The organism is Novacetimonas hansenii JCM 7643, assembly GCF_000964405.1.
In the GTDB taxonomy this organism is placed as follows: Bacteria; Pseudomonadota; Alphaproteobacteria; order Acetobacterales; family Acetobacteraceae; genus Novacetimonas; species Novacetimonas hansenii.
The window spans coordinates 1-14,576 of sequence record NZ_BANE01000279.1 but is presented as its reverse complement, the minus strand read 5'-3'; the positions used below and the strand labels follow the sequence as shown (position 1 = coordinate 14,576).

Below are 14,576 nucleotides of genomic sequence, written 5' to 3'. Positions count from 1 at the left end.
AAATATCCATATTTTCAATTTAAATGCTTTTTCCAAGATTGTAATTTGGGAATGAAACCAGAATATTTAAGCCACGCTATCATAGAGAGGATATCTAAACACTTGCTTTCTCCGGTAGACAACTGGTCTTCCGCTCCCCCGGCCATTCGAGTCATCACCATCATGCTGGGGTAAGAAAATGGGATATCGCTTGGAGAGGCTTCAATCCCTGCCCAAAACGCGCGATTGCCTCACGATCTTTCTCCAGCGCCCCATAAGGCAGATACCGGACTTTCAGATCGGCAATCCTGCTGAAGGCCGGCCGGCGCAACTGTTCCCGCACATCAGCTTCCCGCTTGTCTGGTGCCACAAGAAACAGTCCCTCCAGAGCCTGCGCCTCTGAGCCGAGAGCAAGATCCAGCATCCGCACGATGCCGGAATAGATGGTCGTTGAATGCTCGACCTCGAAAGCAGCAACAATCCTATGGCTTCCCCGGTCCAGCCACAGAACATCGATCAGCCGCACGGATTGCGCCCCTTGCGTTTCCGTTGTGAACCCCGGCAACACCGACAGGCAGCCATCCCCCATACCGCGCCACCGCGTCCGCGCACCGTGGCGCCTTCACAGAGCAGTTCACGGCCGAGCGGCTGGCGTCGGTGTTCGGGGCGGGGAACGTCCACCGCGGCGTCACCGTGTCACACGGGTCGAAGACCGTGACCGACATCGACGTCCTCGTTATGTTCGCCGACCGAGTGATCGTGCTGCAATGCAAGTCCAAGCGGCTGACCCTCGAGGCGAGGCGGGGCAACGACCTCCAGCTCCGCGACGACTTCAAGAAGTCGGTCGAGGACGCCTACGACCAAGCACTCGTCAGCGCCGACGCGCTCAGGAAGACCGGGCTGAAGTTCAAGCTGGCGGACGGCACTGAGCTGCGGATCGCGACACCCCGTACGATCTACCCGGTTTGCGTGATCTCCGACCACTACCCTGCGCTGACCGTGCAGGCGCGCCAATTCCTCAAGCCCAGGACTGATGAGGTCATTCGGCCGCCATTGCCCACCGATGTGTTCATGGTGGACGTCCTTGCCGAGATGCTCGACACCCCGCTCCGTTTCCTGAGCTTCCTCGACCGCAGGGTCGGGATGGCGGACCGGATCACGATGACCAACGAGTATGCGGTCCTCGGCTATCACCTGTCGAACAACCTCTGGCTGGCCCCCGGCTACTCGCTGGGTATGATCGGCGACAGTTGCGCCATTGACCTGGACACCGCGATGACAGTGCGCCGCGAGGGGCTGGTCGGCCGCCGCACCCCCGCAGGCTTCCTCGACCGCTTCGGCGCCACGCTCACCGGGCGCATACTCAGGAACGTGGAGCGGAGCGACGATCCGTCGCTGGTCGAACTGGGCATGATGCTCCTCACGCTGAGCGGCGACACGCTGACCGACCTCGACGCAGGCATGGCGCAGATGGCCGCCCGCACCCGGGCCGACGGCTTGAGGCACGACTTCACCCTCATCTTCGACGGCACGTCGGCCGGTCTGACGGTCCACTGCAACCCGGCGCCGAGCCGCGAGGCGTTGGACGCGCTGCGTCGGCACTGCGAGCGGCGTAAATACATGCAGCGCGCCGAGCAGTGGCATGGCCTCCTCATCCGTCAGGACGACGGCATGCCGACGGCGGGAATAGAGCTATGCGGTAAGTGGACGTTCAACGCCGCGCTCGACGCCGACGCGCGGGCTTATGCCGCGAAGGCCCATCTGAACCCGGTTCGAAAGCGGCTGGCCGGCGCCCCCGCACGCAAGGTGGGGCGGAACGATCCCTGCCCGTGCGGAAGCGGCCTCAAGTACAAGAAGTGCTGTCTGCCCTAGCCGAGACGCAGCTGAGGACTACAACGTTCAAGATGAGGGCACCTTCCCGACAGCCTGCGTCGGAGCGATCCATAGGCAGCTTTTGTCAGAAGCAGACGTTCGCGGTAGCTGATCTGAACGACCGGCTTTGGTCGAAAGTTGCCGCACTGCCGGCCCCGGGGGGCGCAAGTATCTGGCAACAGCGTGGAAACGGCGGCCTGCGTTGATCGGCGGCAATATCGGGCTATGGAGGGCAATCGGCGGCCCGTGAGGGATTTGAATTTTTACGTTGAGACCTCTTCGCTTTTCGCCGCCACAGCGCTCGTCATGCTAACAAACGCCGGTTCCTTGGTCTCAACGTATCTGGTTGCGGGTGTTTGGACCCCGATTTGAACCTGTTTCTATCAACCGGTTGAAATCGTGGGATTTCTTCAGAGATTCTAGGATGTAATCTTGAGGGAGCACTCACAATGCGCTGATTTAATTGATTATTTTTTATGTGCATGGTTGCGGGGGCACGCGGGCACCGATACCGACATTCCATACACACATTAATTTAATATATTACACTACACATATGGTGAAAATTCTAACCTCTCTGCCATATTTCATTAAATTTTCTTTCTGACCATAATATTGCATCTAAATGCACTGCATTTTGTTCGTTTTTCGGTGGAAATAAATGCTTTCCATCATAATTCAAAAGAGAAACATTTTGAGGTAATGTCGAGACAATAGGAGCAATTCTAAGAATACCATTCGGAAGAATGCCTATTAACCAATTATCAAAAGCCCAATGATGCGTACGACACAGGGCCAACCCATTCCGCACATCATCAACTCCTTTTGCAAACTTAGGGATTACATGCGCTGCTTCCAGTTCAGTGGCTCCGGAAGACAACCTTAAGCCACAACCACAAATCGCACATCGACCTCCGTATTCTTCGATCACCAAGTTCCGGAACGCGCGTGCGCGCTTGTACCTACGTCCGCGTCTCACATAAGAAGAATCATCATCAAATGCCTGAAAAGGTGCAGCAGATTTTTCCCTTACAAAATAAGATTCTTCTTGAATCTCAGAAACTGCATGGCTCCACCGCGACAGGAAACCCCATTTTTTGTTACCAATACCTCCTAAGAATTCATCAAAAATCTGCGTCCCTCTCGACAACAATGTCATCCTATAGACTGGTGGCTGAAAATATATGTCTTCTTCACTTTTCTCTATGAGAAGAAGATCGCCTTCGCATGAATATTTCCGAATTATCTCGAGTTCTCCAGTCAGACGGGTTTCTGGAGAACGTTGATTATACCAAGTTTGCGCTTGCCAACGAGTGATTACTCTGACTGGCTGCGTCTGATCAGAGATTAGAATTGCATCAATTAATATAGACGGCGCTGGGTTTTCAATCGTAGCCTCCGGAAGAGGTGGAAAGAAAGACCGTAATTCGGTCGGGATCAGAAATCCTGCTTGGTGCCCCGCTCCCATACCGCTATCATTTTTGCTCAAAATTTTAAATATTGCACTTGAAAAATACGTTCTATTCAAAACAAAAAACTCCAAACAACACGAAATTCAGCGTGGAATTATTAAAAATATATCCATGAAAGATTAACTTTTTTATATCCCGTTTAAATTGAAATGTAGAACTTATAAAGATATTGAAATTTACACAATAAATTCTTCTTTAGTCCGGAAAACATTCATCGTCCTGGCGCCCTCTGACAAGACTGATAAATTCTCGAACATTCATAAGCCATGCCTGCTGCGATGGCCTGAAGGTGGCATGCAGCTTCTGCGGCAGGATAAGCTGTAGCTCCTTTACCCGCATCTCATCCGTCTGGTTTTCGGAAATACCGGGCTCCAGCGTGAGAAGGTGCTTTTTTCTGATGCGTACCGCCTCCGACAGCACCTGCCGCCAGCGGTCCTTGAGCGTCGATTTCGAACCCAGCATCGTCAGCCTGTCAGCCGAGAAAATTGGGTCAGCATAAGCCGCTTTTCCGGGAAACAGAAAATCAGGTTTATTACGGTTTTCTGTCTCGGCGCCACGCGCATACCGGATCCCGTTGGCTTGGAATACCGCTTCAAGATGATTTTCCAGAGCGGACCCTGCGCGGGCTTTACGCCGGTTCTGTACACTCAGCGAGAAAGCAAGAAAACCGTCGACGTCCGCCCCCTCGGCGCACTGGAAACCTCCATTGATTTTCTCCGCAACGACACGGCGCTCCAGTCTACGGAACAGCTGTTCTTCACGCTCCATCCACTCAACCAGTGCCCCGTCCGGATCATCGTGCGCCGAAACATCCGGCAGCGAGGAACGCGCGAGTTCGGAAAAAACACGTGTCGTAGGAAATCTGAGACCAAACGGCTCAATCAGCGTATCAAGAATATCCGCCTCAGGCTCTTCCGGCTCCACTCCCAGTTCATCAAGAATGTAACGGGCCGCGAAGTCCAGCTCGGGGTCGTGTGCCCCTTCAATCTCCTGGAAGGAAAAGCTGGTTCCTGACAGGTCATCAAGCCCGAACAGCCAGAGAAGCTGATTCTGGACGGTGCTGTCTGCCGGCACAACAATCAGAAGCGCACTTCCGTCCTGCTTCATGGCCAGAAAGAACACGTCACCCGGAGCCATAACTTCGGTCACTTCATTGGAGCGGTAATAAAGCCGGTATTCGGTACGGACCGGATGCTTCCGGCGGGCGTCATACCAGCTCAGCATGCCATCAACGGAAATGGCAGCTTCTTCCTCGCCGAGCCATATGAACCTGGCTGGAATGTTCCGGCGGTCGTCGTCACCCAGAAGCTTCCTCAGGGCCGTAGAACCATTCAGTTCATGCTGATTGGATCTGTCCGGACGGGTTTCAACCTCGGCCAGTCTTTTTGCTACGACCCCTTCAAACTGATCCGAAAGCTGTCCCCGTCTCATCTGTTACTGTCCTCTGATTTCAAGTTCGGATGCATCCGATTTCAGCCATACTGAACAGACTTCAAGGATGTTTTCCATGGAAAGACGCCCTTTCCCACGCATCGCGCATTCCCATACGGTTCCCACGCGCCAGCCAGCATCATGCAAAGCCAGCTCCGTCCGCACATCAACAGCCCTATTCCGGTCAATTTTCGTCCGCCAGAATTCGGTCCGGCTGCCGGGAAGACGGAAAAGATGACAGTCATGTCCATGCCAGAAGCAGCCATGTACCAGAATGACAGCATGGTATTTCGGGAAAACCAGATCAGGGGTTCCGGGCAGTTTCCTGTCATGCAACCTGAACCGGAAACCAAGAGCATGCAGCCCCCGCCGCAGCACCATCTCGGGTTTTGTGTCTTTTCCCCGGATGCCGGACATCATCCGGCTGCGCTGTTCCGGTGAAACGATATCAGGCAACAGCCATGCTCTGATCATGAGCAGGCCTCATGCCTGAAATCCCGTCTCTGCTGTCCCGACACTCCCGTGCCAGGACCGAGCGTATATGGGGCTTCATGGCATTGGCCAGAAACTCGATAACCGGCACCACAACCGCATTTCCGAACTGGCGATAGGCCTGCGTGTCCGAAACACCGATACGGAACCGTCTGTCACCACGATCAAAACCCATAAGACGCGCGCACTCCAGCGGTGTGAGACGGCGCGGCCGTTTGCCCTCCTGCCGGATCAGGATTTCGGACCCGTCCTTGAAATAACGGGCGGAGAGTGTCCGTGCGACATCATCCGGTCCGCACAGTCCGAAGCCGAAACCGTTCCCCGCAGCAGCATGTTTGGCCTTGTAATTCTGAAGATAATTCCACAGATGTTCCGTAAGGGTATATTTTGGTTCCACCTCTGCATGCGGCAGAAGGATTGAACCCAACCTCGGGCCTTTTTCTATCGGTGGCACAACCAGAGATTTCAGATCAAAATCTGTTTTTTCCCTGAATCCGACAATAAAAATACGCTCGCGTTTCTGCGGCACCCATGATGCAGCACTGATCACGCGGGTCTGCACATGATAACCGAGTTCTTCCTCGAGAACATGCATGATGGTGGCAAAAGTACGCCCCTTATCGTGCCGCTCCAGGTTTTTGACATTTTCCAGAAGAAAGGCTGCCGGCCGATGATGGGCGATGATTCTGGCTGTATCGAAAAACAGGGTTCCCTGCGTGTCACACAGGAAGCCATGAGGTCGTCCCAATGAATTTTTCTTGGAAACTCCGGCGATCGAAAATGGCTGACATGGAAAACCTGCCAGCAGGACATCATGCTCCGGAATCAGCGAGGGATCTTCTGCGAACGGACGGATATCACCACTGATCTCGTGGTTGTCCGGATAGTTCAGGGCATAGGTCTGCCGTGAGAACCTGTCCCATTCGGACGTAAAGACACACCGACCGCCGATCTCCTCAAAGCCGATCCGCAGTCCACCAATACCGGCAAACAGATCGATAAAACGGAAATCGACCCTGTCTTTTTCTTTTGCGCGGAGGCGTTCATCGGCAATGCGGCGCAGGAAATTGAGAGACGTCCGGCTCGCCGTGCCGGGGGTATTCTCATAACGGTACACCGTCCGTTCTCCCAGCCCCAGCTCTTCAGCCGCCTGATGCAGAGTAAGGCCTGCCCGATCACGCAGCAGGCTGAAATCGGTCCGCGATGGCATGGGCATTCTTTCAGATCAGGATCGCACGAGGCTCATCTCTGCCCTGATGGCAGAATCTGTCCCCGAAAGCAACCCATGTTCCTTATATGTTCCTATTAAAATGATTTCATCCAAGGTGTCTTCAGATCGCGCAGACCCGAACTCCCGGAATTGGTCACATGTGAGCAGACCTTATTTCAAATCGAAGACATTCAAGAGGTAAAGTCAGCAGAGTTCTTCCGACCGTCCTGATGACCATGTAAAAGACGATGACCTGCCCGAAAGCCGTTTGAGCACGCCAGCAATGCAATACCGAAACCACAGCCTAGAAGGCCCAGCATCACCCACGCAAAAGAGGCAGCGCCATACAGATTCAGCAGTACACCTCCCAGAAGGCCACCCCCAGCGATTGCGCTATTCCAGGCCACAACATTCATAGACAGCGCGACGTCAGCTCCCTTACCCGCTGCATCAGCCAGAGCAGTTTGAAGTAATGTCGCAGCCCCACCAAAAGTCAGTCCCCAAACAGTTACTCCCGCCCAGACGACAGCAGGAAAGCTGGCCCCAACAGTAAAAATAGCGCAGACCCCAGCAAAGACCGCTAGGCTGACCAGAACGGTCGTTCGTAGCGCATGGTCTACCAACTTTCCGGTCAGTCCGATCCCACCCAGTGCAGCAATGCCAAAAACCAGCAGTACAAGATCTGCCTTTCCCGCCAGCCCCGATGGGATAAGAAAAGGCACGATATAAGTGTAAAGGATATTGTGCGCGAGCATCCAGAAGATGACGACACCAAGAACCGATCGAACCCCTGGTGTGATCAGAACATGCCGGAACGGCAGACGTTCCTTATCAGACACTCCCGGAAAGTCCGGCACGGTCGCCAATACCCAACCTGTCAGAAAAAGTGTAAAGATCGACATCATCCCAAAGGCCAGCCGCCATCCCAGCGCGCTCCCCAGCCAAGTTCCTGCCGGGACACCGAGAGAAAGCGCAATAGGCGTGCCCACCATGGCAATGGCCAGCGCCCGTCCCTGCTGGTCATGCCTCACCATCCGCCGCGTATATCCTGCCAGAAGCGCCCAAGCCAGGCCAGCGGCGGCTCCCGCGCTGTAACGGGCAGCAAGTGTCAGCCAGTAATCCTGAGAAAGGGCCGTTACGGCATTGAATACCAGGAAGCCAATGATCGCCAGAAGCAGAACAGCCCGTCGTCGCCATCTTTGGGTCGCAAGCATCAGTGGGATGGTAGCACTCAGAGAGCCCACAGCATAAGCCGTCACCATCTGTCCTGCATAGGCGGGTGATATATGTAGGCCAGCGCTGATCTCCGGCAGCAGGCCTGCTGGGAGTGTCTCTGTCATAATGCACAGGAAGCCTGTCATTGCGAGAGCCAGAAGACCGGCTACCGGTAAGCTATCATCTGACGATGGAGATAGACGTTCGGTCATTTGTAACTCACATATATGTATCGGACGATCCATATATGTGCACAACCGATATTAAGCAACGAATTTCTGGACCGGTCAGTATTGAAACATGCCGATCAGAGGAGACAAAACCATACTGTGGGAAGCAGAGGGCAATCTTTCAGTTTCTGGAAAGCAATCATCTAAAAATATTTCCGTATCATTTGATACAGAATAAACTTGCGCGCCGCTGCCTTTTTTGTTCTGTATTGATCGGTACAGAATATGAAGGATCATCACGTGGCAAAACTTTCAGGAAAAAAAGCTTTTATCATCGGCGGCAGCCGGGGGATCGGAGCTGCAATCGTCAAACAACTCTCCAGCGAAGGCGCATCCGTGCGCTTCACATGGGCCGGTTCGCGCACAAAAGCCGAAGACCTTGCCCGCCAGACCGGGGCAGAAGCCATTCAGGCAGATGCAACTGACCGCTCCGCAATTCTTGCCACCACGCGCGACGCCGGCCCCATCGACATCTTTGTCTTCAACGCCGGAATCTGCATCGCCGGAGATCCGCTGACGCTCGATCCAGACGACATTGATCGCATGATCGATATCAACATTCGCGCCGCCTATCACGCTTCGGTCGAAGCCGCCCGCTCCATGCCGGATGGGGGCCGGATCATCCTGATCGGCTCCACGAACGCCAACCGGGTACCTTTCACGGGACTGGCAGCGTACAGCATGACAAAATCCGCACTGCAAAGCATGGTGCGCGGTCTGGCACGAGACTTTGGGGACCGTCACATCACGGTCAACGTCATCCAGCCGGGACCGACCGACACGGATATGAACCCGGCCAACGGTCCACAGGCCGATCTCATGCACAGCGTCATGGCCATCAAGGAACACGGCTCCGCAGAAGATGTTGCTGCCTATGTCTCGTTTCTGGCCAGTCCTGCAGCGCGCGGCATTACCGGAGCCATGCAGACCATTGACGGTGGATTCAGTGCGTAATACTGGCAATCCATTTCCGGATCGATTAGTATAGAAAATTATTCATACCAACGGAGACACTGCATGGCCCGGACAGGACGGCCCCGTGAATTTGATCGGGACAAGGCGCTGGAGGCCGCGCTGACGCTGTTCTGGACGCAGGGTTATGAACCGACATCGCTGAACCAGCTCAAGGCCAGCATGGGGAACATTTCGCCCGCAAGCTTCTACGCCGCGTTCGGCTCCAAGGAAGCGCTGTTTCGCGAAGTCGTGCAGCGTTATCTGGAAACTTACGGTCAGGTCATGGCACCGCTATGGGACGAAACACTTGCCCCACGGGACGCCATCGAACAGACCCTGCGACGTTCCGCCCGCATGCAGACGACCCGTTCACATCCCACCGGCTGCCTGATTGTGCTGGGAGCCGCCAACTGCTCGCCAGAAAACCAGCCCGTGCAGACCCTTCTGGCTGCCGAGAGGGAACGTAACCGCAAAGGTATCAAAGCCTGCGTGGACCGGGCCATTGCAAACGGGGAACTGACAGGCTCGTCTGCTACCGAAACCCTGCCCACGCTACTGACAACCTTTCTCCACGGCATGGCCTCCGAAACCAGGGATGGCGACAGTGCCAAGAAACTGGACGCAGCCATCACGACGCTCATGCAGGTCTGGGATAGCCTCGCGTCAAAGCACTGACCTGCCCTTAACAGACAGTAAGCTATCCCGACCGTATTTTTGAAAAACGTCAACCGTCGGTTGAAAGCGTTACTTCCTCCCAAGCAGCAATTTCTTTTTCCATACGAGAGATACGCTCCCTTACCAGACGTAGCGCATCACTGCCCAAGAGAAGTTGCGGTGGTGGCGCGTCCGACGCAATAAGCTGAAGCACTGCGGCTGCAAGTTTCGCCGGATCGCCCAACTGCTTGCCGTCTTTCTCCCGTCGCGCAGCGCGGATCGGATCGAACAGACTATTATAATCCGCAATCGATCGCTCGGTTCTCACCATCGAGCGGCCGGCCCAGTCTGTACGGAATGATCCGGGGCACAGTGCCGTCACATGGACTCCAAAGGGTGCCATTTCCGCACGCATAACCTCGAAAATACCCTGTAAGGCGAATTTGCTGCCACAGTAATATGCAATTCCGGGCATTGTGATGAGACCACCCATTGAGGTCACGTTCACAATAAACCCTCTTCGACGCTCGCGAAAAAGCGGCAGGAAGGCTTTGGCGACTGCAACCGCACCAAAGACATTGACATCGAACTGCCGACGCATTTCCTCAAGAGGAGATTCCTCCAGAACACCCTCATGCCCATAGCCCGCATTGTTGATAAGCACATCGACCGGGCCATGGTCTTTTTCTGCCTGTGCGACGATGCCAGGAATGCGATTGAATGCGGTCACGTCACAGATGACTGCGTGAGCATCCGGTAGGTGTTCCAGTAGCGAATCCCTTGCTGCCTGAGACCGGACGGTACCGATGACCTGATGACCCGCCTCAAGAGCGGCCCTCGCAATGGCCAACCCAAAACCGGAGTTGGCGCCCGTGATGAAAAAAGTCTGAGCTGACATGGTTCTACTCTGCTTGATTATGCACACGCATTGACAGATAGTGTTGGAAAAATGCCAGATCGAGTGCAATTTCTATGATTTTATTGCCTTATCCTATGAATGTTGCACCAGAACCCTCTTCACTCCTCACGCTGGCAATGGAACTCGCTCCACAGCACGGCTACAATGTCACGTCATTACCAAACATCCGCATCCTGCGGTCAGAAACCATCCTCGACGATGTGCCCGTTCTTTACCGACCAGGTGCGGTTTTTGTATTGCAGGGAGCCAAGCAGGGTTTCGTCAATGGCGAAATCTACCGTTATGATGCTGACCATTATCTTGCCGTTTCGGTCCCCGTCCCTTTTCGAATGGCTTCACAGGCCAGTCCCGCTCACCCTCTGCTCGCCATTTACTTCGATTTCGACCTGCATCTTGCCGCCGAAATCGTGAACACACTGGAGGGGCAACTCGGGCATGACGAAAAAACGCGGGCGAAAAGCCTTGTCTCAAGCCCGATGATGCCTCCCATTCTCGATGTGCTCGGTCGCCTGCTTCAGGCTCTTCGCAACCCTCAGGAACTCGCCATTCTTGGCTCAGGATTACTGCGCGAACTGCATTACAGAATTCTGACAGGCCCTCAGGGTGGCGCGCTGGTGGCGGCGCTCAGGCGCAATGATACAACCGACAGAATCGTGCAGAGTCTTGTAATGATCCGTGAGCATTACAATGATAGTCTGTCTGTACCGTCACTCGCGGCAACGGCTGGCATGAGCGTTCCTTCCTATCATGTCGGCTTTAAAGCCCTTACCGGAAGCACTCCAATTCAGTACATCAAAGCTTTACGCCTGCATGAAGCCAGGCTGATGATAGCTCGGCACAGGGGGCCGATTGCCACTATTGCCGCTGAGGTCGGTTATGCCAGCGCCGCCCAGTTCAGCCGGGACTTCAAGCGTCATTTTCGCCGTAACGCACGTGAAGAAGCCCAATGGATGCGGGAACATCTCGGAGAGACAGAACAGTCCTGAGGAAATATTTTCCAGTCACAGATCCTTTGGCCATTTTGTAAATATTTATGCCCCAGGAACCGCAACTTTGAGTGCCACGCTGTGGCTCCATAGAGGCGTTAAATTTGACGCTCTGATGATGATCCCGATTATTTCCCGGGAAGCCGCGATGGAAGCCAAAGCGTGGCGAGTAGCAGAAGACCATGAATCGCGCAGAGCAGGCCAAATGTCTCAATGAATACCGTCGAAACAGAGTGGGAGACGACAACCGCAGAGAAACGCCATCCAAGAAAGGTGGCACAGAACGTTGTTATGGTTGGTCCACCAATCCGCTGTACGATATTCAGAGCGGTCGTCGCCATAGGAATATCAGACCGTGCAACGGACGCATAACCCGCGCTCATGGCAGGAATCCCGACTGCGCCGATGCCAGCACCACGCAGGAACAGGGCAATGGACAATATGCCGACATTCAGGCCGGTATAAGCAAGGACAGCAAGCAGCAGCGAGCCGACACAGGCGCAGAGTGCGCCACAACTGGTCAGCCTGCGGATACCAAAGCGGTCCGTCAGATGTCCCATCAGGGGATAGGTACACATCATCCCCAACCCCAGCGGCAACATAAACAAGCCAGTCCGGTCGGATGAGACGCCGCAGGCATGAATGAGCCACACCGGTAGCAGCATCTGTCCGGCAAAGGTCACCCCATTCAGCAGGAACATGGTCATCCCGGCCGCTGAAAACGCAGGCGTGTGAAACAACCTGAGATCAATCAGCGCACTGTCACCTTTCCGTTGCGCCCAACGGAAGTACGCAGCAAACAGCAGCAGAGCACTGCACAGGGATATTTGCCCGAGAAGCTGGCCCGCATGATCGGTTCCATAAAGAAGGAAAATCAACGCAGGCGCCAGCAGGACCTGCCCCGTCATATCAAGCGAGCGGGGCCGCACCTCAGCCCGATCATCAGGCAGAAACAGGACGGCAAGCACGAGCGCCAGCAAACCAAATGGCAGGTTGAGAAGAAAGATCCACCGCCAGGACGCAACCGACAGGATCGCACCCGCCGACGAAACCACGCCCGGATCACCTGCACTCTCGGCACCCATCACGGCCCTGATCCATGTCGCGGGAATGTCGAAGCGCTGTGCAGCCGCAGTTCAGCGGCGGCGAAGACGGCAACTCACCATATAGGGCGCAGACTGGCCCTGATTCGCCGCCACGTCGGCAATCGCCGCATAGACCAAGCCGTCCGATTACCTACGCAAACGCCGCCGATTACCGCATCGCGTGATTTCGAGCTTTTCGGAAGGATTACGAATTTGCCCAATGGTTTCCGGAGCCATCCGGAGAAGCGCCATGGGCACACCCAGCAAGACCGCACGGATCTGGCTGGCGACGTCGGGCAGACTGCTTCGGGTCTTCCTCTTCATCCTCCATGGCCGCTTCAGCCGCTCCTGCATCCGGAACCGGCGGCCGGGGTGGCAAGGGTTGATTACTCCAGTCGTCCGGACAACCGTCTTTGGGACGCGTGGGCTTCGGCGGCGGCAGAATGCGTTCCTGAAAGCGCACATCCTCGAAATAACGGGCCTTCTTCGCACGGATCGGGTAGAGGCCGGAGACCATGACAATCTCATCGGACGGAGAAAGCTGCATGATCTCGCCCGCCGTCAGGAGCGGGCGCGCGGTCTCCGAACGCGAAACCATCAGATGGCCGAGCCAGGGCGACAGCCTGTGCCCCGCATAATTCTTCATCGCCTTCATCTCGGTAGCGGTGCCGAGCGCATCCGACACACGTTTTGCCGTCCGTTCATCATTGGTGGCGAAACTCACCCGGACATGGCAGTTGTCGAGAATTGAATTGTTCGGCCCGTAGGCCCGCTCGATCTGGTTGAGGGACTGGGCGATCAGGAAGCTCTTGATCCGGTAGCCCGCCATGAAGGCCAGCGCCGATTCAAAGAAATCCAGCCGCCCGAGGGCGGGGAATTCATCGAGCATCAGCAGGAGCCGTCGGCGCTGTGCCGCGGCATCGAGATCTTCCGTCAACCGACGGCCGATCTGGTTCAGCACCAGACGGATCAGCGGTTTGGTCCGGCTGATATCCGAGGGCGGCACGGTCAGGTAAAGCGTCACCGGGCGGTCTCCACCCACGATATCGGCAATGCGCCATTCGCAGCGGCGTGTCACTTCCGCAACCACCGGATCACGGTACAGGCCGAGGAAGGACATGGCGGTGGACAGCACGCCCGAGCGTTCGTTTGGCGATTTGTTCAGCAGCTCGCGCGCGGCTGACGCCACAACAGGATGTGGCCCCTTCTCGCCCAGATGGTTTGTCCGCATCATCACCGACAGCGTGGTCGCGATCGGACGTTTCGGGTCTGACAGGAAATTGGCGACACCGGCCAGGGTCTTGTCCGGCTCGGCGTAGAGGGCATGCAGGATGGCGCCGACCAGCAGGGAGTGCGAGGTCTTCTCCCAGTGGTTGCGCTTCTCCAGACTACCCTCCGGGTCCACAAGGATATCGGCGACGTTCTGGGCGTCCCGGACTTCCCACTCTCCACGCCGGATCTCTAGCAGGGGGTTGTAGGCCGAGGAGGCCGCATTGGTCGGATCAAACAGCACGACGCGACCGAAACGGGCGCGAAATCCCGCCGTCAGTTCCCAGTTTTCCCCCTTGATGTCATGGACAATGGCCGAACCAGGCCAGGTCAGAAGCGTCGGGATGACCATGCCGATACCCTTGCCACTGCGCGTTGGTGCGAAGGTCAGGACGTGCTCCGGCCCGTCATGACGCAGATAGGTTTTGCGATAACGACCCAGCACCACTCCATCCGGGTCAAGCAGCCCGGCCTGGATGATCTCTTCCGGCTCCGCCCAGCGTGCCGATCCGTAGGTCTCGATCTTCCTGGCCTCGCGGGCGCGATGGACGGACAGCACCACCGCGGCGGCAAAGGCCAGCACACCGCCTGATCCTGCGATCCAGCCCCCCCGCGCGAAGACGTTCGGAGCATAGGCATCGAAGACATACCACCACCAGAAGAACAGCGGTGGCGCATAGACCGGCCAGCGATGAAGCAGCACGAACCAGGGCCGCCCCAGTTCAGGCTGAAAGGCCAGTTCCCATGCCGTCCACTGGGTCGCCGCCCACCAGGACAGGACAATCAGGGACAGGACCAGCGCGATCTG

11 protein-coding genes and 3 pseudogenes are annotated in these 14,576 nt (G+C 55.9%); 5 read left to right on the top strand and 9 right to left on the bottom strand.

The features are described 5' to 3' along the window. Positions 1-160: 160 nt before the first annotated feature. Positions 161-568 (bottom strand): annotated as a pseudogene (locus B7G66_RS14700) (type II restriction endonuclease); the annotation flags it as partial. 35 nt (positions 569-603) lie between these two features. Here B7G66_RS14700 and B7G66_RS19110 point away from each other — a divergent pair. Then, positions 604-939: pseudogene (locus B7G66_RS19110) on the top strand (nuclease-related domain-containing protein); the annotation flags it as partial. A gap of 111 nt (positions 940-1,050) precedes the next feature. Beyond that, a complete protein-coding gene (locus B7G66_RS14695; protein WP_369688285.1) occupies positions 1,051-1,851 on the top strand; it encodes an SEC-C metal-binding domain-containing protein in 801 nt (266 codons plus the stop codon). 568 nt (positions 1,852-2,419) lie between these two features. On the opposite strand, the gene B7G66_RS18260 is transcribed toward B7G66_RS14695, so the two are convergent. The 5 genes from B7G66_RS18260 to B7G66_RS14670 all read right to left on the bottom strand — a co-directional run bounded on the left by B7G66_RS18260 (position 2,420) and on the right by B7G66_RS14670 (position 7,883). Beyond that, a complete protein-coding gene (locus B7G66_RS18260; RefSeq protein ID WP_003617684.1) occupies positions 2,420-3,379 on the bottom strand; it encodes an HNH endonuclease in 960 nt (319 codons plus the stop codon). A gap of 139 nt (positions 3,380-3,518) precedes the next feature. After that, entirely contained in the window at positions 3,519-4,754 is a 1,236-nt protein-coding gene (locus tag B7G66_RS14685) for a type II restriction endonuclease (RefSeq protein WP_003617683.1), read from the bottom strand. 3 nt (positions 4,755-4,757) lie between these two features. Further along, positions 4,758-5,171, bottom strand: coding sequence for a very short patch repair endonuclease (locus tag B7G66_RS14680; RefSeq protein ID WP_231106209.1), 414 nt, complete (start codon positions 5,169-5,171; stop codon positions 4,758-4,760). A 31-nt stretch (positions 5,172-5,202) separates the two neighbouring features. Beyond that, positions 5,203-6,456 (bottom strand): DNA (cytosine-5-)-methyltransferase, encoded by a 1,254-nt coding sequence (gene dcm / locus B7G66_RS14675; RefSeq protein WP_141312899.1) that lies wholly within the window; start codon positions 6,454-6,456, stop codon positions 5,203-5,205. Between the two features lie 191 nt (positions 6,457-6,647). After that, positions 6,648-7,883 carry an MFS transporter gene (locus B7G66_RS14670; RefSeq protein ID WP_040510418.1) on the bottom strand — a complete coding sequence of 412 codons (1,236 nt, stop codon included), beginning with the start codon at positions 7,881-7,883 and terminating at the stop codon, positions 6,648-6,650. Positions 7,884-8,141: 258 nt separating this feature from the next. On the opposite strand from B7G66_RS14670, the gene bdcA reads away from it, so the two are divergent. After that, entirely contained in the window at positions 8,142-8,855 is a 714-nt protein-coding gene (gene bdcA / locus B7G66_RS14665; protein WP_040511401.1) for an SDR family oxidoreductase, read from the top strand. Positions 8,856-8,918: 63 nt separating this feature from the next. Then, positions 8,919-9,530: a TetR/AcrR family transcriptional regulator gene (locus B7G66_RS14660; RefSeq protein WP_003617671.1), complete on the top strand. Its 612-nt coding sequence runs from the start codon at positions 8,919-8,921 to the stop codon at positions 9,528-9,530. A 49-nt stretch (positions 9,531-9,579) separates the two neighbouring features. Here B7G66_RS14660 and B7G66_RS14655 read toward each other — a convergent pair whose 3' ends face one another. Next, on the bottom strand, positions 9,580-10,407 hold the full coding sequence (locus tag B7G66_RS14655; protein ID WP_003617669.1) for an oxidoreductase: 828 nt from the start codon (positions 10,405-10,407) through the stop codon (positions 9,580-9,582). A 74-nt stretch (positions 10,408-10,481) separates the two neighbouring features. On the opposite strand from B7G66_RS14655, the gene B7G66_RS14650 reads away from it, so the two are divergent. After that, positions 10,482-11,414 (top strand): AraC family transcriptional regulator, encoded by a 933-nt coding sequence (locus B7G66_RS14650; protein ID WP_141312901.1) that lies wholly within the window; start codon positions 10,482-10,484, stop codon positions 11,412-11,414. 128 nt (positions 11,415-11,542) lie between these two features. On the opposite strand, the pseudogene B7G66_RS14645 reads toward B7G66_RS14650, so the two are convergent. Both B7G66_RS14645 and B7G66_RS14640 read right to left on the bottom strand, forming a co-directional pair. After that, positions 11,543-12,457, bottom strand: a pseudogene (locus tag B7G66_RS14645) (MFS transporter); the annotation flags it as partial. Between the two features lie 247 nt (positions 12,458-12,704). Then, a partial coding sequence (locus B7G66_RS14640; protein ID WP_148424806.1) for a conjugal transfer protein TraG occupies positions 12,705-14,576 on the bottom strand: 1,872 nt, incomplete at its 5' end.